We start from the raw sequence: 21,630 nt of genomic DNA, 5'->3' as shown, positions 1-21,630 counted from the left end.
AGGGGTAGAGCACAACCTTGCCAAGGTTGGGGTCGTGGGTTCGAATCCCATCACCCGCTCCAGTTTGAAAAAGACGCCTTAGGGCGTCTTTTTTCGTTTCTGGCTCATAAATATTTCCTGATCAGGAAAATGCTTTTCCACTCGTCTTTCCTCTTGCGGATATTGCAAGTTTCCGCCATAAGCCGCCTCACGGAATGCGGGTGTAGCTCAGGGGTAGAGCACAACCTTGCCAAGGTTGGGGTCGTGGGTTCGAATCCCATCACCCGCTCCAGTTTGAAAGAGGCGCCTTAAGGCGCCTTTTTTCGTTTCTGGACCCTGAGCGCCGCAAGGTGGCGTTCTGTTACGATAAAAAGCGCATAGTTGCAGAAAACGCAGCAATGATCAGGGCATTGTCCAGCCCCGAACAGAGTGATGCGCCTTCGTGGAAAATCCTGATCCATCCTGTCCGGTCATTGCCATTATCGGAAGTGGCGCCAGCGGAACGCTTCTGGCTTGGTATCTTCGCAAAGCAGGCTGCGCTGCGAGACTGATTGTTGTTGGAGATGCGCCGGAGCCGGGGCGAGGGCTGGCATATGGCACTCCCTGTCTCACACACTATCTGAATGTCTGTGCGTCCGGGATGAGCGCAGTTACGGATGACCCATCGCACTTTCTGGCGTGGGTACGAGACCATCATGATCCAGAGATCAGCGCTTCAGATTTTGTGCCCAGAGCGATTTATGGGCGCTATCTGCAAAGTCTGTGGACAGAGGCCGCGCCAGAATACCATCAGGGCCATGTTCTTGCCTGCGACAAGGCGGATCAAGGGTGGAATCTTACCCTCGCTGACGGGGCCTGTATTGCAGCGTCCTATGTCGTTCTCGCGACTGGCAATTTTTCGCCCGTCGTGTTGTCAGACCCGCGGCGTTTGGTGCCCGGATACTCTCCTTCAGCGTGGCAGAATGATCTTTATAGCCGCATTCGCCTTGATGATGACGTTGCTCTGATTGGAACCGGGCTGACAGCTGTTGATGTTCTGGTTCGTTTGAGACAGCAGGGGCACAGAGGCCAGATTACCGCTATTTCCCGGCATGGATGGTATCCGACCTCACATGCAGAGGCGCCTGCGGCGGGGGTGGATGATGTGTGGTTCGCCACGCCCCCGAGTGCGAGAGCTTATCTTGCTTTATTCCGGGAATGTCTGCGCAAAGGTATTTCCTGGAGGAGTATGGTCAATGCTCTGCGTGCCCATACAAACGCGCTCTGGGGCCGACTGCCAGTAGAAGAAAAACGCCGCTTTGCGCGCCACCTTCAGCGGCGATGGGACATCGTGCGGCATCGGATGGCGCCAGCACTTCGATCAGTGCTCGATCAGGAAACCAGAGCAGGGGCTTTGAAAACCCTAAAAGGGCGCGTGGAGCAGGTCTCCGCGGTTTCAGGCGGGGTGCGTCTTAGCATTCAGGGAGCAGAACGGCTTCGTTGTCTCGACGTAGATCACGCCGTGAACTGTACGGGGCCAAGTCGTGATTATCGGACAGTTGGCTCAGCTTTGTTAACAGGATTGCTCGAGACAGGGTGGGCAACACAAACCCCATTGGGTGGCCTGGTTTGTGATGACAGGGGCGCTTTGCAGGACGCTTCGGGCAGATGGAGTACGAGCCTGTATGCCATTGGCCCGATGCGCTGGGGGACGGTCTTCGAAACAACAGCCATACCCGAAATTCGCCAGCAGGCTGCTGACCTGGCTTATCATCTGGCTGCTCAGGTGCAGTCCTCGTCTTTCCAAAACAGTCCGGCCGACGAGGTCTGAGTACCAAAAGCGGCCAGTCACGATATCTGACTGGCCGCTGAAAAAGCTTAGAAGAACTGGATGTGGCTCTTGAAGCCGAGCATTGCTGCATTATGCAGTGCAGCCTGGCCACCGGGACGGAAGTAGTACTGGAAGTCCGGTGCGAAGGTCACGCCACGCATCACGTGGATACGGTAGTTCGCTTCAAGAACTTCGCCATAGTTCTGGATCCCGTAAGATCCGTTCATGAGTGACATCCCACGAGCAAGCTGAAGGCGTTGTGTATCGGAAACGCTGCCTGCAACACGAACGTAGGTGAAGTTCACACCGATGCCGTCAAGCGGGCGAGCTTTCCAGAAGCCACTGTCCACGAAACCGATTTCATACTGCTGGGCACGTGTCTGGGTGCGGGGGCTGTTGGCGTAGAAGCCACCCAGCACGACAAGGCCTGCGTCCGGATTTCCGGGCGTATGATGGCGCCAGACCATCTGATCCGCCAGGAACCAGGCTGCCCAGGAGTAATTGACCGTGCGCTGCGCCAGACCTGAGATGACATACGGGTTCCCGTTGACATCATAGTAGTTGTCTTTGTGCGGTGCATTGTCGATGGCGTAGCCGACCTTGTAGTGACCCGGCAGGTGGTCCTTGCCCACCAGCGGCTCCCAGCCAGCTTCCACTGGTACAGCTTCGCCATTGATGTCTGCGCCGTTGAGCTTGAAGCCCGTCCGGTACTGAACGTTGTTGTAGATGCCTGCCTGCGCGAAATACACGCCGGTCTGGATGTATGTGCTTTTTGTTGGGCGAACGCGGATACGGGCCGCCCACACGGCATCTGGGTAGGACGAATGGGTGGTGTTGTCAGACGATGCCTTCGGGTTACCGCAGAAGGCATTGTTCTGGAAGTTGCAGTACAGCGGGTTGGCGGAGAAGTCGTTCAGGAACGGAATACGTCCGGCGGCGACGTCAAAGTGACCGTTTCCGAGTGTTTCCTCGCCATAAGCATAGACAAGGTGAACGACCACGTTGCCGCCTGCGCCATAGATTTCGGAGCTGGGGTTCAGGTTGTCACCGAACATGCGGCTGGCGGGAATACCGTAACGGCCGACAACGACGGCATGGGTTGAGAAGCCGCGGATACCAGCGAGCTTTTCCCAGTCGATATCGTTCTCAAGGCTGTACTGGCCTGCGTTGCTGCTACCCTGACGAAGCCCATAACCCGGTGTCGGCTTGGTGATGGCGCCCGTGTATTCGTTGGTGTTGTCCATCATGATCGCGATGCCGCGGTCACGAAGCCACTTGTTCCAGCCAAACGGGTTGGTCAGCAAGGCCTCAGGCTTGGGGAGCGGGGGGACCTGCTCCTTGTCGAACGACATGATTGTAAGCGGGGTGTTAACGCGAACACTCGGGTTTTCCGAGTTCTGGTCTGGCCAGTCCATAACCGTGATGGGCGCGAGAACGCGCACGGTCGTAACCTTGTCGCCAGCCTTTGACTGAACGACGGTCGTGACAGGTGCGGGAGCCTTGGTCGCGCCTTCAGCGGCGGCGATGGCGGGCGTAAAACAAACCGCACAGGCTGCGGCATAGAGATGCAGGCGAGACAAGTCTCTTATCCTCGGGTATCAGGTTGCGAGATCTTCGTAACACTTTTTCCGGGATAAAGAACAGAGATTATGAGATAAATTTCTAAAAAATCACGTTCATATGATATAGGCTCCGTTTTTCAGGAAAAAACAAAGCCTATACCAAGCGATGTAAACTATAATCCGTATAAAACGGATCACAACATCGTATTATTTGGCTGCTGCGAGTGCTGCCTCGATGACTTTACCAGCCTCTTCCTTGCCAGCCCAGCCTGTTACCTTAACCCATTTGTTGGGTTCAAGATCCTTGTAGCGCTCAAAAAAGTGCTCAATCGCCTTGCGTGTGATCTCTGGCAGGTCGTCGATGGACTTCACGTCCGTGAACTGCGGGTGGATCTTGTCGTGCGGGACGCAGATGATTTTCTCATCCTGGCCGCTCTCATCTTCCATCTTCAGCATGCCGATCGGACGTGCACGGATCACCGCACCAGGGACGACGGCTGCCGGAGCCAGAACGAGGGCATCAGCCGGGTCACCGTCAGCAGCGAGGGTGCCAGGAATGAAGCCGTAAGCTGCCGGATAGGCCATCGGCGTGAACAGGAAACGGTCCACGAAGATCGCGCCGCTATCCTTGTCCACTTCGTACTTGACCTGAGAGCCCTGCGGGATCTCGATAACTACATTAATGTCGTTCGGCACGTCTTTGCCGGGCGAGATCTTGGAAACGTCCATGATGTTCACGTCCTGAACTGGTTTTAAGACGGCGGAACCTTAGCTGTCCTGCGCCTTTCTGCCCAGAGCGGAAGCAAAAACATGATGGGGAGATAATGCGTTAGGTGCGGGGGTGAGGGCGCTCGGCAGACCGCCAGAAACGCAAAACGCTCCAGCACAGGGCCGGAGCGTTCGTAGAAGCCGATAAACTCGGAAAGTCAGGGTCAGAGAAGCGGCTGTGCGGCCTTCAGGGCATTGTGGCAGGCTGCACGACGGTCATCTTCGTTGGTGTAGGCCACCAGATAATAGCGCTTGCCGTTGCTGTTGAAGAAGCCAGCGGTGCCAAGAGCATAGTCTTCATTGCCAACCGTCTGTTCGGTAGCCTTGTACTTTTCGCTCAGGCCATAGAGAGCCGGGTTGCCTTCATCATAAGAGAGATACTGCAGTTCGACGCAGTAGTTCATGATTCCTGCAAGATTGGCAGGAGAGACGCCCGTGAAATCTTTGCCAGGCGTGCCCTGAACGGCAGCAGGAGGCGGTGGCGACTGTTCCTGGGCCATAGCAGCCGTGGACATCACGCCGAGGCCAAGAGCTAGGCCGAGAGCGGGCACGATACGACGAAACATGACGGTATCCTTTCTGAAGACCCTGTCTTCCCGCGGCACTCCGCGGTTGAAACGGAACATTTCCCCCCTTTTCGTGAAAAGAAAAGTCTATTTCAGAACATTTCTTCGTGAGCACTCACACGGGAGGGTCGAGATAGGGGCTATTTGTGTCAAAGAATATCTTGTTGGTGTTCAGTTCCGTTGCAATGACGTCCAGAGCCGTCAGTGCAGCGATCAGCACAAAGCGCTGACGAGGGCGCGATTCGGTTGTCTCGCAGTCTCGCAGTCTCTGAATGGCAAGGAGCGTGGCGCGCAGCGTTCGCCCATAATGCCCGTGATAACGCCCACTGAAATGGCTCATCCGTGCCAGAACCAGCTCAAGAGCCTGATGCGCGCGGGGATTGAGAGACGCATCATGGTTGATGGCGCGAAGTCGGAGCAGGTTCAGCATGACACGCATCGCGGAAAGAATCCCCGCCAGATAGGCGTGAACGACAGGAGACGGTGTATTCCCTGAGTTGGTCATCAACCGGACGAAGCGATCCACGTTGCGTGAGACCACTGTATCAAGTGTGGCGTTCGTTTTGCCTTCTGCAATGTGATGCAGGTCCTGAAGGATGTGTTCGCGCATGGTCCAGCGTTGGTGCGCCGGGTCATAAGGCAGGAAAACGCGGTACATCCATGATGTGTAAAGCAGCCCCAGAACGAGCGGCATGGCCGTATTGAAATAGACGATTTCATCCGTTCGGCCCTGATTGGAAGGGCCTAGAAGGATGGGCAGGAACAGGTTGTAAGAGACGGCCGGAAGCGTCAGTGGCGGATAGGCGAAGGCCAGCCCGCCCAGCATCATGGCAACGCCAGACCACATTCCAAGCATTTCGAATGTTGTGGGTTTTCCCAGCAAAAGCAGATCAAGCACGCCCCCAGCCAAAACGGCACAGCAAGCGCCATGTAAAAAGGCCTGTGTCGCAAGGGCCGGGCGCTCCAGCGTCGAGAACAGGCTGCATGCAATCGCGACAAACATGATGAATGTCAGGCCGCTGGGCCACGCTGTTGCAATCCAGATTACGCCCGCCCCGAAGACAGTTACCGATGAGCGGAGGCTGTTAACGATGGCCTGCCGCCAGTCCCGGTAGGAGCGGATAGGCTCATGGAAATGATCGTGAGGCTGAGGATTGCGGCTGGCTTCGAACTGCCGCAGGGCCATTCTCAACGCATCAATCAGTTCGACCAGAGACTGCTGCAACATGCCATGGCGAAGCATGGCAGCGCGGTCTTCTGCTTTGGGAAGAACAGTATCGAAATCTTCCACGACCCGACGTCGGCAGTCCCGCCTGATGTCTCGCAGGTCGCTCAAAATTGCGTCCATGTTCTCGGTGCTTTCCAGCCTCGCGGGCAAGGCGAGAAACATGTGCTGGATGGTTTTAGCCTGTTCGAGAAACGCGTCATCCTGACTGAGTGGAAGACGCATCAGCGTGGCAAGGTCCATGGCCCGCGCCAGGAGAACAGCGATGTTCGCAAGCGCGGCGCGCGTATGATCGCCCGCATGATCCTGTCGTCCAAGCTCGACCTCAGCGAATTCAACCTGATCCCCCAAAGTGGTGATCCGGGTGAAGACAGATTGCATGGTCTCCAGAGCATCCGTCTTGCCCGCCAGGATGTCCGCGATGGTTGAAAGTGCTGGCTTCAGGGTGTCTTCAAAAGTGCTGGTAAGTTGTTGGCGCGTTCGTTTCGTAAGGCCGAGCTGGAACAGTCCGGAAATCGATGCCTCCAGAACAATGCCCAGCACAATGTATGTGGCACGCGAACTGGCAATTTCGAAAATGTGGTGTGGGTCAGCGATCCCATCGAGGGAGACAATGGCGTAGGTGAAGCCCGTCGCCCGCATACCGTGAATACGGTAATTGGTCATGGAAGCCGGCCCCGGCATGAACGTGCCAATCAGGCAGAACAGCCCGATGCCTGCGGCCAGAAGCAGAATGAACATCAAGGGCGCCTGAGGGCAGACTGCGACGAGGATCACGCCGCAGATCACGCCCAGCACCATGCCGAACAGATGCCACTTCGCCTTTGCCAGACTGCGCCCACGTGTGCCCTGGGCGACCATCCAGACGGTCAGGGCTGCCCATTGAGGGCTACCAAGCTCCATCTTCAGCGCAATCCCCAGCGCGAGCAGGGACGTCAGAGTAGTTCGGAGAGCGTAGCCGGCCATGACCGGGTCCGGGCTGTAGAGCCAGCGGAATTTTTGCAGAAAAGCTGTCGCGCTTGCCTGCATCACCGAATGTGCGGTGTTGTAATGTGTTTCAATGAGCGTCCAGCCACGTCTTCCCCCAGAATAATGAAAACCGGTAGGTGCCTTCTCGAAACGGCGGCAATGGCCCTCTGAGGCCAGTCGGGGACGGGAGGCGTTTTGACACATAATGCAAAAAAAGACATTTCACCATGTCAGCCCTTGCAAAAATGCGTCAGGTGAGCGATTTCGTGCAGCTACCGCGCGCCTGTAGCTCAATTGGTTAGAGCCGGCCGCTCATAACGGCTTGGTTGGGGGTTCGAGTCCCTCCGGGCGCACGGTGTTCTATTTTGTCTGGCGAGCCTGTCTGCCGCCGCTCATTCCGCACTCCACCACCGAACAGGAGACCTCATCATGGCCGCCTACCAGTACGTCTACGTCATGAAGGATCTTACGAAGGCCTATCCGGGTGGACGTGAGGTCTTTAAGGGCATCACCCTTTCCTTCCTGCCCGGTGTGAAGATCGGTGTTCTCGGCGTCAACGGCGCGGGTAAGTCCACGCTGCTTAAGGTGATGGCCGGGATCGACAAGGAATTCGGCGGTGAAGCCTGGGCGGCTGACGGCGTCAAGATCGGCTACCTCGAGCAGGAGCCGCAGCTTGATGAAAAGCTGACGGTTGGTGAGAACGTCGCTCTCGGCTTTGGTGAACTCAAGCGCGCACTCGATCGCTTCAACGAAATTTCCATGCTGTTCGCTGAGCCCATGTCCGATGAGGAGATGACCAATCTTCTCTCAGAACAGGCCGAGCTTCAGGAAATCATCGATGCCGGTGACGGCTGGGAACTGGATCGGAAGCTGGAGATCGCTCTCGACGCGCTGCGCTGCCCGCCAGCAGACAGCCCGGTCGACAAGCTTTCCGGTGGTGAGCGCCGCCGCGTTGCGCTGTGCCGCCTGCTGCTTGAGAAGCCTGACATTCTGCTGCTCGATGAGCCAACCAACCATCTTGATGCCGAGAGCGTCAGCTGGCTCGAAAAGACGCTGCGTGACTATCAGGGCACCGTCATGGTCATTACCCATGACCGTTACTTCCTTGATAACGTCACGAACTGGATTCTGGAGCTCGAGCGTGGCCGTGGCTATCCGTTCGAAGGCAACTATTCGTCTTGGCTGACCCAGAAGCGCAAGCGTCTGGCCCAGGAAGAGAAGGAAGAAAGCTCCCGCCAGCGCGCTCTTGCTGCCGAGCAGGACTGGATCAACAGCTCACCGAAGGCCCGTCAGGCCAAGAGCCAGGCTCGTATCACCAAGTACGAAGAAATGCTGGCAGCCAACTCCGAGAAGGTTGGTGGCACGGCGGACATCGTTATCACGCCGGGCCCACGCCTTGGCGGTACGGTGATCGAGGCTGAGAACCTGACGAAGGGCTTTGGTGATCGTCTGCTGATCGATGGCCTGAACTTCAAGCTTCCCCCTGGTGGCATCGTGGGTGTGATCGGTCCGAACGGTGCGGGTAAGTCCACGCTGTTCAAGATGATCACCGGTCAGGACACGCCGGATGGTGGCTCTCTGAAGGTCGGCGAGACGGTGAAGCTCGGCTATGTCGATCAGTCCCGCGATACGCTGGATGGCAACAAGACCGTCTGGGAAGAAATTTCCGGCGGTACGGACGTTATTCAGCTTGGCAAGCGGACGGTTCCGTCCCGCGCCTATGTCGGGGCGTTCAACTTCAAGGGCTCTGACCAGCAGAAGCGCGTTGGCATTCTGTCGGGCGGTGAGCGTAACCGCGTTCATCTTGCCAAGATGCTCAAGGAAGACAGCAACGTCCTGCTGCTCGATGAGCCGACCAACGATCTTGACGTTGATACGCTGCGTGCCCTCGAAGATGCTCTGGCAGACTTCGCCGGCTGTGCCGTGGTCATCTCCCATGATCGCTGGTTCCTTGACCGTCTGGCCACGCATATCCTGGCTTTCGAAGGCGACAGCCATGTCGAGTGGTTCGAAGGTAACTTCCAGGACTACGAAGAAGACAAGCGCCGCCGTCTGGGCCCGGATGCGACTGAGCCAAGCCGCATCAAATATCGCCCGCTGGCCCGCTAAGACGGACCGTTCCTTTTGCACGTCACCGGGGTAGGCTATTCTGCCCCGGTTTCTGACGGTTTGAGGAGGCCCGGTTGCTAGGGCGAGAACTCCGTACAGCACGTCTCGTCCTCACTCCGGTCAACTGGCCGGACCTTGAGGACATGATCGCCCTGAAGGCTGATGCTGGTGCCTTTGGCCGTATGCTTGGTGGCGTGCGCAGCCGGACCGAGGCAGAGCAGGATATGGCAGAGGACGTCGCCTTCTGGGCTCGTCGCCGTATCGGTATTTTTGCCATCCGTGAAAATGGCCGTTTCGTTGGGATGACGGGCGTGCATGAACGCCCCGATGGGCGCGGCCTCGGCCTCAGATTCTCTATTTTTCCGTGGGCTGCTGGCCGGGGACTTGCTCGTGAAGCTGCGGGTGCCGCGATCCGGTATGTCCTTGATGAGGGCGAGCCCCGGATCGTAGCCGTTGCCCGCGAAGATAATCTTGCGTCCCGTATGGTGCTGGGAAGTATCGGCATGCGTCATATCGATACTTTCAAGCGGGATGGCGATACGATGTTCCTCTACGAAATTGCGCCTGCTTGAAACGGTGCAGAAAGCAGGGAATTTTTCCTTCCGCTTTCAGGTGTGAGCGTTTGAATTGAGACGGCGCGGTCGTCGAGGAATAAATATGGTCGATTTTCTGAAAAACATACGAACAGCAGGTCTTGTTGTGCTGGCCTTGGGCATGGCCTCTCTATCGGCCGCTCGGGCCGCAGACCCCAAACCTGCTGAGTCGGCGGTTGGTGGTATGCGCATCATTGAGCATACGCTCGTTATGACGTTGGGAGGAACGGAGATCGTAGCTCTTCCTCCTAACCTGCAGACGGCGTCTATCAGCCTGCCTACAATTGTGCATATCAATCTCGTGTCCCAGAAAGTGGCGGAAATTCTGGCCCATCAGGAAGGCCGTACTGATGTGCTGTTCACCGGGAAAGACACAATCTATCGGTTCCACATCACCGTGCAGCACGTCGCCCCGCGATAAAGGCTTGTAGTGTAGAACCAAAAAAGGCCTCCCGTTCAGGAGGCCTTTTTCAGAGTATCAGCTTCGATGTGCAGCACTCAGTGGTGATTGCTGAGCTGACGCTCCAGAGCGGAGTTCAGAGCACCAACATCGCCACCGTGGCGAGCCAGATAGGAGCTGTAATCGCCGCGCTGATTCATGCGCAGGCTGGCACCTTCACCATACATGTCCACGACCTTCGGTGGGTTTCCACCGATGATAAGCTGCATGTTGACCTCTGGCTGGCCCGGACGGTCAATCAGTGCATTGACCCGTTCGCCATCCGGTGTTGAGCTCGTGCCGGTAACCCGGAAGCTCACGCCCTGATAGTTGCCGATCTGATCCGTGATCGTGTTGACCAGAACCTGATCGAAAAGCTGCAGGTACTTCTGCTGTTGAGCAGGAGTAGCAGTCCGCCAGTAGCGGCCGAGGCAGTAGCGGGCAATGCCCTGAATATCCACATTGGACTGAAGAAGCGGAAGGACTTCGCGCTTCTTTTCACCCAGTGGCTTGCCGGAATTAACGATGCTGACCAGCTGGCCACCAAAGGAATTCACGAAATCTGTTGCCGGATTGGCATGAGCGACGCCAGCCCCGAAAGTGAGGGCTGCAGCAAAAGCACCAAGAAGGGCCCGGCGCGAAAAGGCTTTAAGCATGCGTTTGTCCTCAGTTGTACCAGTCTGGGGTGGTGGCGCGGTGATCGTTCGTCATAGCGTCAATCTGGCTCTGGCGGTTCTGCTGCCAGGCACTACGGACGTAGGAGTACGGATCAAGGCTGTCCTGCTCCAGATGGTCGATCTGATCCACACTGTTGGCAAAGCCATCAACCGTTCCAAGAATATTGTAGGCCCAGTTGAATGTCAGCAGACCATAACCTCTTGGCACATAATTGATCGGGGTCAGAGCCTGTCCGATCCCATAGCCGATACCGTCGCGGAAGTTGCTGGGGCCGACAAACGGGATGAAGAGGTATGGGCCGCTCTTCACGCCCCATGTTCCCATCGTCATCCCCGGGTCAGTCTCATGCTGTTTGTAACCAACCAGACTGGCAACATCGAAGAAACCCGCCACTCCCGCACTCATGTTGATCGTGAAGCGCATGAACGAGTCACCCGCACGACGGGGCTTTCCAGCCCCAACATCAGAGAAGAACACCGCAGGCTCACGCCAGGTTTCATTGATGTTGGAAATACTGTGCCGAACCGGCTTCGGAACAGCCCAGATCCAGGCCTTGGCCACGGGACGCAAAGCCACGTGATAAGCCCACATCTGGACGTTATACATCTTCCGGTTCAGCGGCTCGTACGGATCGTTGGCAGCCTTGTAATCAGCAAGGTCGTCCGGATCTTTCGGCGGGGGATTATGCAGGGAGCCACAGGCCCCCAGCGTCAGCAGTGCCAAAACGCCTGCAATGGCTCTGCCACGACGCGAGCGCGTCGCCCTGATACCGATTCTGTCCTGCCGAGAGTCCATAACCATTCCTCAAAAACCCCACTCCGCGGGCGTGCTCACAAAGACTTCATCTGAAAACGGAAATTTTCGAAATCCGTTCCCATTCAATTGGTGTGCCGCCAGCGGAGCCATGAGCCGTCCGTCGCGGAAAACTGCGGAAGGCCGTAGTCATAGCCTATACTGTGCCAAGCTGCACCCCTCTATGTATCCAAATTATGACACAGGGAAGGGACGAGATCCTTTAACGATCCAGAAGTCAGAAGGACACTCCGGCCACTTTGACGGCTGAAATATTTTGAGAGCAGTGTGGCGGTAACTCAACACCAGGGAATTTTCCAGTGTCCAGATTTTCTGCCTGCAAAGCACCGCTTTTTGCCACCGTGGCCCTAGTTGGCCTGTCTCTTGGGGCTGCTCAGGCGCGTCCAACGGCACTCTCTCAGCCATGGGGCAACACGCCCGATGGTAAGCCTGTCCGTATTGTTACCCTGAAGAATGACCATAACGTGACGGTACGCGTCATTACCTATGGTGGCATTATTCAATCTGTTGAAACGCCGGATCGTAATGGGCATCCGCAGGACATCGTCCTCGGGTTTGGCGATCTCAAGGGATATACCGTCGATAGCGCCAAGGGTGGACTGTTCTTCGGGGCGATTATCGGCCGTTACGCAAACCGTCTCGCAGGCGGCAGCTTCCCCGTAGATGGGAAAATCTACCACACGGACATTACGGCGGCTCCGAATGCTCTGCATGGTGGCAAAAAGGGATTCGACAAGAACGTCTGGACGCTTGAAAAGACAGGCGTCTCTGCAAGCGGCTCCTATGTGACGCTGAAGCTGGTCAGTCCGAATGGAGATCAGGGCTTCCCCGGAACGCTGACAACGCACGTGACCTACACGCTGGGCAACGACAATGCTCTGTCGCTGCATTATGTGGCGACAACCGATGCACCGACGGTTCTGAATCTGACGAACCACAGCTACTGGAATCTGAATGGCGAAGGCTCCGGCAGCATTGAGCCGGAAATCCTTCAGATCAACGCAGACAGCTATACCCCGACCGACAGCACCTCAATCCCGACGGGCCAGCTTGCACCGGTTGCAGGCACACCATTGGACTTCAGCAAGCCAACTGAAGTGGGGGCACGCCTGCGGAGCAATGACATCCAGATGATGTACGCGCGTGGTTACGACATGAACTGGGTCGTCAACGGAGCATACGGACAGGCTCCGCGTCTGGCTGGAAAAGTCTATGACCCACGCTCGGGCCGCAGCATGGAAGTTCTGACCAACCAGCCGGGGCTACAGGTTTATACGTCCAACTCACTGGACGGTGGGTATGCAGGGATTTCCGGCCACGCCTATCGTCAGACAGACGCTATCGCCTTTGAAGCCGAGCATTATCCAGACAGCCCGAACCATCCGTCCTTTCCGACGACAGAACTGAAGCCGGGTCAGACATTCGACTACACGACGACGTTCAAGTTCTCGAATCAGTAAGCGCTTAACGCTGACGTGGCCTTGCTTGAGGAAGAGGCTGTTCTCTGAAAGGAGGCAGCCTCTTCCTGTATCTGCTCAGGACGGCAGTTTGGCGTCTGTTGCAGCACTGACTTTGGAAGGCTCCAGAATCCTGGCCGGATTTCCGACTGCCGTCGCATTGGCAGGGATATCTTCCAAAACGACTGATGCCGCACCAATACGGGCATTTTCGCCGATGATGAGGCGCCCCAGCACCTTGGCACCCGATCCAATCATGGCCCCTCGACGTACGATCGGATGTCGGTTCCCGGTCAGTTTCCCTGTGCCACCCAGTGTGACGTCCTGAAAAAGGGAGACGTCATCTTCGATGATGCAGGTTTCCCCGATCACAATCCCCGTTCCATGGTCGATGCTCAGGCGTCGACCAAGGCGCGCGGCCGGATGAATGTCGATTGCGAACAGCTCATTGACCCGGCTTTGAAAATGATAAGCCAGATGCCGTCTGTTTTTCTGCCAGAGGTGATGCGCGATACGATGAACCTGTAACGCCTGCCAGCCTTTGAAGAACAGGAACGGTGTCACCAGATCCGGGCAGGCCGGATCACGGTCATGGATTGCCAGAATATCTTCGGCAGCTGACTCGGCTATGCCGGGGACTTCCAGAAGAATGGAAGTGACCAGCCGTGTGATGGCCGTAGCAGAAATGGATCGATCCGCCAGCTTGGTACCCAGAAGGGACGCAAGGCCCGAACTGAAGCTGTGATGGTCTCCGATATTCGTGGCGAAAACATCCTGAATCAGAGGATCATGGCAACTGCAGGCCTGTGCCTGCATATTCCGCCAGAGCTGATCAAGATTTACGGTTGAACTCATACGCCCATCGCCTTGCGAACAAAGGCGCGTCTCAGGCGAGGCAGGCGATGAACGCCCGCAATGCCCAGGTCGCGCACGCGCCGCAGAACCGGATTATCGTTGCCAAAAAGACGTTCCAGAATGTCCGTGGCGGCCAGCATGGCCATATTGCCGGGCCGGGCGCGGCGCTGATAGCGGACAAGGAGTTCCCGGCTTCCCGGATCTGTACGTTTCGTATGGGCTTCAATGAGCAGGTCTGCCAGAGCGATGACATCCCGAAAACCGATATTCAGCCCCTGACCCGCAATCGGGTGAATGCCATGGGCAGCATCTCCAACGAGAGCCAGACGCGGCGCAATATATGTCTGCGCATACTGCGCTGACAGCGGATAAATCCAGCGGCGGCCAATAGGTGTGATGGCGCCCAGATCCTCATCGCCCATGCGTGCACGGATTTCGCGGGCAAAGATTTCATCGGGGAGGTCATGGAAGCGCTGGGCGCGGCCTTCGCCTTCTGCCCAGACAATAGCGGACCGATGCGGATGCTCAGCCGTTCCTGGCATTGGCAGTCGGGCGAAAGGCCCTTCCGGCAGGAACTGTTCCAGCGCCACGCCGGCATGGGGCTTTTCATGTGCGATTGTCGCAACGATACCGCACTGATGATAAGGAAGTTTGGTCAGGCCGATGCGGGCCTGGTCGCGCAATGGAGAACGACGTCCCTCAGCGGCGACAGCCAGTTTGGCCGTCACGGTTGAACCCGATGCCAAACGGATCGACACATGGTCCGGGTGGAACGTGAAGGTTCCTGTGTCTGGCGCGCGGACGTCCAGCGTTTCGTATTGTTCAAGCGTCCGGTTAATGGCGAGACGCAGATCGCGTGCTTCTGCCATCCAGCCGAAATTCATGCCTTCGGGGGCATCGTCCACACCGAAATGCAGGAAAAGCGGTGAGGGAGCCTCGTGCGGGCGGCCATCCGAGACGCGGATTTCACGGATCGGTTGGGAAACACCGGGAAGATTGTCCCAGATACCCGCGGCTTCCAGCATCTGGCGTGAGCCTTCCGCAATGGCGTATGCCCGGCCATCGAGAGAGGGATCTTCCATGCCTGGGAGCGCCGCACGGTCAATGAGCAGAACCCGCACACCTTCGGCTGCCAGACGACAGGCCAGTGTCGCGCCAACAGGACCAGCTCCGTTAATGCACAGGTCGTAATGTGTCTTGGTCATTGTGCTCATCTCCCTGCCCCTGTCCTACTCCTGTGACGTGTGGAGCGGAAGAGGGCAGAAAAGATCAGAGATCGAAGCGTGCGTTCAGGAAGACAGCGCGCGGTGTCCCGACAAAGAAGTAATCAGAGGCCAGAAAGCCCCAGTAATGAAGGTTCGTGGCGTTATCAAGTTCAGCGCGTAGCGTCACCTTGTGACGGCCGATGTTGGTGCGATAGCTGGCCCGCAGATTGAGCAGCGTATAGCTCGGGACATGGAAGCTGTTAGAACTGTCCCCCCACATTGACGCGGTATAGTGAACTTCCGCAGTTGCTGAGAGACCCGGCACGCCCGGGATACGGTCCGTCAGCTGAAAGACATTCTGGAAGAGCGGAATGCCCTCGATCCTGTTCCCTTTAACGCTGGCATCTGCCTTGCTGTATTTTCCGCCTTCGGCGCCCAGACTGTCCGTGAGGGTAATGCCAAACGGTAGATCGACATGACCACTGAGTTCTGCGCCCTGATATGTGACGGTGCCGTTCGACACATAAACATTGTCCGCATTGGCATACTGCGCGCCTCGCGTGATGCGATAGAGCGCGCCTGTCAGGTCCCAGGTCTGGCGCGCAATCTTTGCGCCCACTTCAACCTGATCAGAACGGATGGGCGGAAGGGTCTCGCGTGCGTTCTTATAGGTGTCTCCCACGGTTCCACCGTTTTCCAGCGCCTGAACGTAGCTGGCGTAAATGGTGGTGTCTTTCCACGGATGGAACATCAGGGCGGCAGTTGGTGTCAGTGGCGTAGTGCGCAGTGCTGTTTTTGTTCCGGCGGACGTCCAGGTCAGCTGGTGAAAATCGGTAAAGCGAATGCCGGCGAGCAGTGACCAGTGTTTATCAAACGTCAGGGTATCGCTGCCGAAAAGACCGACCTGATCGGAACGATAATTACGATAGGTCGCGGTGTCCCAGCTTCCGCTATAAGAGCGGCTGATGATCGGCGAGTAAAGGTTCTGGCCTCCGATGTTCACGTAATCAGAGTCATATGGCAGATATTTGCTGAGCCCCTGCCAGGCCGCTCCCATCGTGAAATCATGCCGGATAAAACCTGTCCGGAACTTGCCTTCCAGAATGGCCTGAACCTGATCATATTGTGCCCTGCTTCCAGGATTGGTGCTCATATAGGTGTCATAGTTTCCACCCTGATCCTGCAGGGACATCCACTCTCCGCGGTAGCGGCGATAGTCCATGCTGTGGCTGTAATCGATGCGCGCCGTCCAGTTCTTTGTAATGTCCCAATGCAGCCCCGTGGAAACGAATAGCGTGTGAGACGTGAACATGCTGGCGGGAGAGGCGGTCAGGTTCTTGTGTCCGCTGATGGCATCGGGAAGACGGTTGCTGCCATAGGCGGACGGGTCATCAATAAAGAAGTCCTGCACGCCACCACGGACCTGACGGTCCTGATAAATGGCGTCAGCGGTCCACAGCAGGTTGTGAGCCAGCCGCACATCCGTGGACAGGGAACCTGAAAAGCGCGTGACGTGCGATCCGTTATAGGTTTCGCCATTTTCGTGGGTGAGATTGAGGCGATATCCAACAATATCGTTTCGAAAGAGGCGCCCACCCGTGTCGATGTGCTGACTGCCCACAGCGCCTGAGCTGTATCCGGCATCAAAGGAAAATGTGCGAGCGTCGGTTGGCTTTTTCGTCTGGAAATCAATGATGCCGCCGGGCGCATTGAAGCCGTACATGAAACCGGAAGCACCCTTGAGAAGCTGCACCGCTTCGAATGACTCAAGCGGAAGTTCCACGGTTGTCATGAAGAAGGGCGTACCGTTGATCTTGTAGCCGTTGTAATCGTCAAGCGGTACGCCCCGGACCGTGACGGAATAGGCGTTGAATGAATACGTGTCGCCGTTTGAAATGACCGATGCATCCTGGGAAAAAACGCGTGCCAGCGATTTGACCTGCCGTTCCTGAAGTTCTGCTGCCGTCACAACCTTGATCGAAAATGGCGTATCCAGAAGGCGGCGCGTCCCGAGCGCTCCGCCGTCAGCCTGATGGGCATGACCGAGAACCGTCACACTTTCGCTTTTTGCACTGGGCTGCTTATGGGGCGTGGAGACAGGTTTGGAATGTCCGTTATGACGGGGTGCGACAGAGGGTTTTCGCCCGGATTGAGAATGCTCGTCCTGAGCGTCTGCTGCCAGGGCAATGGCCGAGGTGCCTGACATGAGCAGAGCAAACGAAAACACGGATGACAGAACGGAAGTGGCGGCGGCCATAAAACTACACCAAATAGTTATAATATGAAACAACCAATAAAATATGTTTATAATGATAAATTACAACATGAATCGGTGTTTGTGGTTTGTTGTGATAAAGAACTGAAAAGGCTTAAAAATACTGATTTTCTCTTAAAGTTTTCGCTTTGGCTGTTTGGTATCTGTGGAGCCGAAAAGACGGGTAAATCAGTGTCTCATTTCAGCAACATGAATCGTACAACAATATAAAAACAATTCAAAATAGTGAAAATGGAACTGTTCGTATTTCGGGAACAGTTGGGTCTGCCTGCTGTTGTAGTCTGACGTCCTCGGCCAAATGCGCGCTGAGGGACGCCGCTTACAGCATTTCATTCGCTCAGGATGCAGCCTCCGCGTGACCTGATGGTGGATGACAGGTGATCGTCTAGGGAGACCAATGTTCAGACAGAATTATGTGGACTCAATGTCCAGCCTTCGTCACCAGTTCGACTGGCTGCCTGACCCGCTGGGTTCTGTTCTTCTGCTGATTGCAGCGGCGCTGATTGCTCTTCTGTTCAGTCGGATCATCACGGATGCGCTGCCCCGCCTGCCGGGTCTGAGGAAGATCCAGTTCATTCATGCTTTAACCATCAGGTTAAGGATGAATGTCCGCTATTTTCTGATGATCATAGCCGCCAGCGCAGCTTTGCCAGCGACGGAGGGCTTCTCTCCGGAGACGGAAAAGCTTCTCGCACACGTGCTGGCCTGTTTGTTCATCATGAACCTGGGCTTCGGCATTATCAGGGCATTTCGTCTGGCGACCGATCAGTACCTGAACCGGATCAGTGCCAAGGAAAACGTGGATGACATCACTGTCCGGTCTCATCAGACGCAGATCCGGGTGCTCCGTCGTCTGATTGAGATCACCTTCGGAGTGCTGACCGTTGCTGCGTCTCTGATGGTTTTCAATTCCGTTCAGAAATTTGGCGTTTCGCTCTTTGCCTCTGCTGGTGCCGCCTCCCTGATCGTGGGTCTCTCCGCCCGACCGGCCCTGTCCAATCTGATTGCGGGTATTCAGATTGCCATTACGCAGCCGATCCGTATGGAAGATATGCTGATCCTGAACGGTGACTGGGCTTGGGTTGAGGAGATCAATGCAACCTACGTCGTCCTGCGGACATGGGATCGCCGCCGCTATATCGTGCCTATTTCCTATTTCCTCGAAAACCCGTTCCAGAACTGGACTCATAGTTCGCAGTCTTTGATCGGCTCCATCTTTCTCTGGCTGGATTACCGCACACCGATGGACCGCTTGCGGGCAATGTTCATGGAAGAAATCGAGCACTGTCCGGACTGGGACAAGGACCGTTCCTCCATTGCCTGCCAGATTGCAGACAGTAATGCTCAGGTCATTTCCATCCGCATGATTGCAGGAGCGGCGGATGCAGGAAACATGTGGAACCTGTCGTGCGATATCCGCGAACGCATGCTGCGCCGTATCCAGGTGGAAATGCCGGAATGCCTGCCGCGCGGCCGGACTGCGGTCGTATCGGATTCTCCATCTGATACGCCGTGGCCCGAAAGCCTCATGTCACCGCCCGTTAACCGGCCAGGCGACGGAAAATATCGCGGACCGGACCTGAACACACCATCAGTTTCCTGAAATTTCTTAATGCTACACTCCTGGGTTCAAAAGTTTCGTTTTGACCCCATGGGAGTGTGACATTTATGCACTGGAAATCCTGTGATACATTCTGACAAAGGAATAATCGTAGACACATTTTAAAACGTTTCTAATCTGAACCGAACACCGGATCTGATTAGGACTGCCTGAATGCGCCTCAAGTCACTTCTTCTCGCTACTACAATCGTTACGGTTTTGCACCCAGCACATCAGGCCTCTGCTGCCGTGCATAAAACGACCAAGGCCACGGCGCCTGCAAAGGTGACGGCCAAGACCACAGGGAAGAAAACAGTCGTCCGCCAGGCCGCCGCCACGCCGCGTCGCCCACATGCGGTTGATAGCAACAGCAATGAACAGATGATCGTGACGGGAACGCATGCGTTCAACCGCCGCGCCCGGGATTCCACGAGCCCGATCAGCGTTCTTACCGCTGCCACGCTGCGTCGTTCCGGTCAGATGAACCTTGCGGACGCTATCGTCCGTACGGATCCGTCGATCACAGTAAACGCCATGGGCAGTGATGCCGGTGCGCTGACGTCCTCGATCCGTATGCGTGGTTTGAACCCGAACGAAGTTTTGGTTCTCGTGGATGGAAAGCGCCGTCATACGACAGCCAACATCTACGCCGATGCCGGTCCACAGCAGGGCTCAACGCCGGTCGATCTGAACATGATCCCGGCTTCTGCAATCGATCATATCGAAATTCTGCGCGATGGCGCGGCCGCAATGTATGGCTCGGACGCCATTGCAGGCGTTGTGAACATCATTCTGAAAAAGACGCCGCACGGCCTGAACATGACCGCGCAGACGGGTGCAAACGCCTATAACGGCGACGGCTGGCAGTATCAGCTTGGTGCAGATGGTGGCTTCGGCTTCCTGGGTGACGGGTATGTCCACATCAGCGGACAGATGTACCACACCGATCACATGGTCCCGAACACGACGGACGTGCGAACTGTTCCGGGGAATTCTGAATACAAGGGCTATAATGTCCCGCACGATTCCAACAAGATCCTGAGTACACCAGAAGAAACCCGCGAAAATCTCAGCATCGAGTTTGGCAAGACGCTGACGGAAGGTGTGAATGGCTATGGCCTCATCACCTATGCTCACCGTCATTCCGAGGCTTACGAAAACTATCGTATGCCGTCTGTTGCTCCGACGCTGTATCCTTATGGTTTCTCTCCGCTCGAAACCATTGAAGAGAACGATTATGCCGCGACACTGGGTCTGAAGGGGGACAATTTTTTCGGTTTTTCCTGGGACCTCAGCTCCACGTATGGTGCGGATGAAGACGATGTCGGCAACAAGAACACAGCCAACCCGAATCTGATTGCAGCTACGGGAACGTCTCCAACGACGGTTCGTGCCGAGACGTATCGCCTGTCCCAGTGGACCAACAATCTGGATTTCCGCCGGCAGTTAAAGATCGCTGATCTTGTACCGGTCACGGTGGCTTTCGGCGGCGAGCATCGTCTCGAGACCTATCAGATCTGGCCGGGCGAAGTTGGATCGTATGCTGACGGCGGAACGCAGGGTTATGCGGGCCTGATGCCAGAGAACGCCGGTAAGTGGAGCCGTGACGTCTGGGCTGCCTATCTTGATGGTGACTTCCATCCGCTGAAGCACTGGGATCTCGATTTTGCAGGCCGTTTTGAGCATTACACGGACGTTGGCAATACCGAAAATGGTAAGGTTTCCACACGGTACGACATCACCAAGCGCATTGCCGTTCGCGCTACGATCAGCAACGGTTTCCGTGCTCCGACCCTGCCGGAAGAAAATTTCAGCTCTTTGAATGTGTCGCCGACGGGGGCATCCGGCCTGCTGTCCACGTCCGGTGCGGCTGGCAAGAGCCTTGGCGCGCAGCATCTGAAGCCTGAGCGCTCCACGAGTGCTGAGGGTGGTATTATTCTTGAGCCCGTTGATGGCTGGCATCTCTCGGCGGACGTCTATCAGATCAACATTCGCGATCGGATTTCCGGCGCCGGTTCTGTTTATGGTCCCTCTGCAATTTCGGCGATTGGAATGACGGGTGCGACCCTGCCAGTGGGTATTGATACGTCTGACGTGTCTGCCAATTACTTTGCCAACGTTGGCAGCACCCGGACCCAAGGGCTCGATATCCAGTCTGACTATCTGCTGCACATGCATCAGTATGGTAATCTGGACCTGACCATGGCTCTCAACCTCAACCGGACCCGTGTCAGCCACATCAACACGAACTCTCAGGGCAGTCCGTATCTTAATGAGCAGAGCATCGCGTATCTGACGTCCACCTCTCCGCGGAGCAAGATCATCCTGAACGCGTATTGGACGATCGGGAAGTGGGATGTGAACCTCCGTCAGACGCGCTACGGCGAAACGACGTCCATGCTGACCTATCAGGATCAGACGCCTGCTAACCTGACCTGCAAGGGGTCGCCCCTTCAGTATTCCAACAGCTGCTGGGGACAGTTCAAGAATACGCCGGTCTGGCTGACGGATCTTGAGGTCGGGTACCGTCTCAACCACATGTGGCACTTCGCTGTGGGTGCCAATAACATCTTCAACCAGCGTCCGCGTCGCCTTACCAAGTATCTGAACTACCTCGGGGCGAATGCTTACGACACGGACTCTTCCGGTATTGGCATTGCTGGCGGTTATTATTACGGCCGTATCAACGCTACGTTCTGATTGTCCTTCAAGACCCAGACGGAGCAG

General features: G+C 56.3%; 16 protein-coding genes and 2 tRNA genes. 9 read left to right on the top strand and 9 right to left on the bottom strand.

Annotation, left to right across the window (positions count from 1 at the left end):
• Positions 1-196: 196 nt before the first annotated feature.
• A tRNA-Gly gene (locus R5H23_RS09215) sits at positions 197-271 on the top strand.
• A gap of 150 nt (positions 272-421) precedes the next feature.
• Positions 422-1,789 (top strand): FAD/NAD(P)-binding protein, encoded by a 1,368-nt coding sequence (locus R5H23_RS09210; RefSeq protein ID WP_317215209.1) that lies wholly within the window; start codon positions 422-424, stop codon positions 1,787-1,789.
• Positions 1,790-1,836: 47 nt separating this feature from the next.
• Here R5H23_RS09210 and R5H23_RS09205 read toward each other — a convergent pair whose 3' ends face one another.
• The 4 genes from R5H23_RS09205 to R5H23_RS09190 form a co-directional block, all read right to left on the bottom strand.
• A complete protein-coding gene (locus R5H23_RS09205) occupies positions 1,837-3,369 on the bottom strand; it encodes a carbohydrate porin (protein WP_086633471.1) in 1,533 nt (510 codons plus the stop codon).
• A gap of 189 nt (positions 3,370-3,558) precedes the next feature.
• On the bottom strand, positions 3,559-4,080 hold the full coding sequence (gene ppa, locus R5H23_RS09200; RefSeq protein WP_046900674.1) for an inorganic diphosphatase: 522 nt from the start codon (positions 4,078-4,080) through the stop codon (positions 3,559-3,561).
• A gap of 203 nt (positions 4,081-4,283) precedes the next feature.
• Positions 4,284-4,685: a hypothetical protein gene (locus tag R5H23_RS09195; RefSeq protein ID WP_046900991.1), complete on the bottom strand. Its 402-nt coding sequence runs from the start codon at positions 4,683-4,685 to the stop codon at positions 4,284-4,286.
• Between the two features lie 115 nt (positions 4,686-4,800).
• On the bottom strand, positions 4,801-6,939 hold the full coding sequence (locus R5H23_RS09190) for an FUSC family protein (RefSeq protein WP_408874349.1): 2,139 nt from the start codon (positions 6,937-6,939) through the stop codon (positions 4,801-4,803).
• A 219-nt stretch (positions 6,940-7,158) separates the two neighbouring features.
• Here R5H23_RS09190 and R5H23_RS09185 point away from each other — a divergent pair.
• The 4 genes from R5H23_RS09185 (at position 7,159) to R5H23_RS09170 (ending at position 10,002) form a co-directional block, all read left to right on the top strand.
• Positions 7,159-7,232: transfer RNA gene (locus tag R5H23_RS09185), tRNA-Ile, on the top strand.
• A 76-nt stretch (positions 7,233-7,308) separates the two neighbouring features.
• Positions 7,309-8,988 (top strand): energy-dependent translational throttle protein EttA, encoded by a 1,680-nt coding sequence (ettA, locus tag R5H23_RS09180; RefSeq protein ID WP_086633470.1) that lies wholly within the window; start codon positions 7,309-7,311, stop codon positions 8,986-8,988.
• A gap of 74 nt (positions 8,989-9,062) precedes the next feature.
• Positions 9,063-9,560, top strand: a complete 498-nt coding sequence (locus tag R5H23_RS09175; RefSeq protein ID WP_046900676.1) for a GNAT family N-acetyltransferase — start codon at positions 9,063-9,065, stop codon at positions 9,558-9,560.
• Positions 9,561-9,645: 85 nt separating this feature from the next.
• Positions 9,646-10,002 carry a pilus assembly protein N-terminal domain-containing protein gene (locus R5H23_RS09170; RefSeq protein ID WP_317215206.1) on the top strand — a complete coding sequence of 119 codons (357 nt, stop codon included), beginning with the start codon at positions 9,646-9,648 and terminating at the stop codon, positions 10,000-10,002.
• A 77-nt stretch (positions 10,003-10,079) separates the two neighbouring features.
• On the opposite strand, the gene R5H23_RS09165 is transcribed toward R5H23_RS09170, so the two are convergent.
• Positions 10,080-10,676: a phospholipid-binding protein MlaC gene (locus R5H23_RS09165; protein WP_099211669.1), complete on the bottom strand. Its 597-nt coding sequence runs from the start codon at positions 10,674-10,676 to the stop codon at positions 10,080-10,082.
• Between the two features lie 10 nt (positions 10,677-10,686).
• The gene (locus R5H23_RS09160; protein WP_046900679.1) at positions 10,687-11,493 is read right to left on the bottom strand and encodes a VacJ family lipoprotein; all 807 of its coding nucleotides are present in this window, start codon (positions 11,491-11,493) and stop codon (positions 10,687-10,689) included.
• Between the two features lie 317 nt (positions 11,494-11,810).
• On the opposite strand from R5H23_RS09160, the gene R5H23_RS09155 reads away from it, so the two are divergent.
• The gene (locus tag R5H23_RS09155; protein WP_099211670.1) at positions 11,811-12,971 is read left to right on the top strand and encodes an aldose epimerase family protein; all 1,161 of its coding nucleotides are present in this window, start codon (positions 11,811-11,813) and stop codon (positions 12,969-12,971) included.
• A gap of 75 nt (positions 12,972-13,046) precedes the next feature.
• Here the strand turns inward: R5H23_RS09155 and cysE are convergent, their stop codons facing one another.
• Genes cysE through R5H23_RS09140 form a run of 3 tightly spaced genes read right to left on the bottom strand, consistent with a single transcriptional unit; the run spans position 13,047 to position 17,285 of the window.
• A complete protein-coding gene (cysE, locus tag R5H23_RS09150) occupies positions 13,047-13,823 on the bottom strand; it encodes a serine O-acetyltransferase (RefSeq protein ID WP_211498635.1) in 777 nt (258 codons plus the stop codon).
• Positions 13,820-15,037 carry a UbiH/UbiF/VisC/COQ6 family ubiquinone biosynthesis hydroxylase gene (locus R5H23_RS09145; protein WP_317215205.1) on the bottom strand — a complete coding sequence of 406 codons (1,218 nt, stop codon included), beginning with the start codon at positions 15,035-15,037 and terminating at the stop codon, positions 13,820-13,822. Before R5H23_RS09145 ends, cysE begins: the two co-directional genes overlap by 4 nt.
• A 55-nt stretch (positions 15,038-15,092) precedes the next feature.
• Positions 15,093-17,285, bottom strand: coding sequence for a TonB-dependent siderophore receptor (locus R5H23_RS09140; RefSeq protein ID WP_317215204.1), 2,193 nt, complete (start codon positions 17,283-17,285; stop codon positions 15,093-15,095).
• Between the two features lie 415 nt (positions 17,286-17,700).
• On the opposite strand from R5H23_RS09140, the gene R5H23_RS09135 reads away from it, so the two are divergent.
• Both R5H23_RS09135 and R5H23_RS09130 read left to right on the top strand, forming a co-directional pair.
• Positions 17,701-18,906 (top strand): mechanosensitive ion channel family protein, encoded by a 1,206-nt coding sequence (locus R5H23_RS09135; protein WP_317215203.1) that lies wholly within the window; start codon positions 17,701-17,703, stop codon positions 18,904-18,906.
• 171 nt (positions 18,907-19,077) lie between these two features.
• Positions 19,078-21,603, top strand: a complete 2,526-nt coding sequence (locus R5H23_RS09130) for a TonB-dependent receptor (RefSeq protein WP_317215202.1) — start codon at positions 19,078-19,080, stop codon at positions 21,601-21,603.
• Positions 21,604-21,630 lie beyond the last annotated feature (27 nt).

The organism is Gluconobacter sp. GP1, assembly GCF_032913585.1.
In the GTDB taxonomy this organism is placed as follows: Bacteria; Pseudomonadota; Alphaproteobacteria; order Acetobacterales; family Acetobacteraceae; genus Gluconobacter; species Gluconobacter cerinus.
This window is presented reverse-complemented; position numbering and strand designations above follow the sequence as displayed.

Coding starts and splice junctions, on each gene's coding strand:
- R5H23_RS09135 (WP_317215203.1), top strand. CDS start 17,701: ATGTTCAGACAGAATTATGTGGACTCAATGTCCAGCCTTCGTCACCAG.
- R5H23_RS09170 (WP_317215206.1), top strand. CDS start 9,646: ATGGTCGATTTTCTGAAAAACATACGAACAGCAGGTCTTGTTGTGCTG.
- R5H23_RS09195 (WP_046900991.1), bottom strand. CDS start 4,685: ATGTTTCGTCGTATCGTGCCCGCTCTCGGCCTAGCTCTTGGCCTCGGC.
- R5H23_RS09165 (WP_099211669.1), bottom strand. CDS start 10,676: ATGCTTAAAGCCTTTTCGCGCCGGGCCCTTCTTGGTGCTTTTGCTGCA.
- R5H23_RS09190 (WP_408874349.1), bottom strand. CDS start 6,939: ATGCAGGCAAGCGCGACAGCTTTTCTGCAAAAATTCCGCTGGCTCTAC.
- ettA (WP_086633470.1), top strand. CDS start 7,309: ATGGCCGCCTACCAGTACGTCTACGTCATGAAGGATCTTACGAAGGCC.
- R5H23_RS09140 (WP_317215204.1), bottom strand. CDS start 17,285: ATGGCCGCCGCCACTTCCGTTCTGTCATCCGTGTTTTCGTTTGCTCTG.
- R5H23_RS09145 (WP_317215205.1), bottom strand. CDS start 15,037: ATGAGCACAATGACCAAGACACATTACGACCTGTGCATTAACGGAGCT.
- cysE (WP_211498635.1), bottom strand. CDS start 13,823: ATGAGTTCAACCGTAAATCTTGATCAGCTCTGGCGGAATATGCAGGCA.
- R5H23_RS09160 (WP_046900679.1), bottom strand. CDS start 11,493: ATGGACTCTCGGCAGGACAGAATCGGTATCAGGGCGACGCGCTCGCGT.
- ppa (WP_046900674.1), bottom strand. CDS start 4,080: ATGGACGTTTCCAAGATCTCGCCCGGCAAAGACGTGCCGAACGACATT.
- R5H23_RS09130 (WP_317215202.1), top strand. CDS start 19,078: ATGCGCCTCAAGTCACTTCTTCTCGCTACTACAATCGTTACGGTTTTG.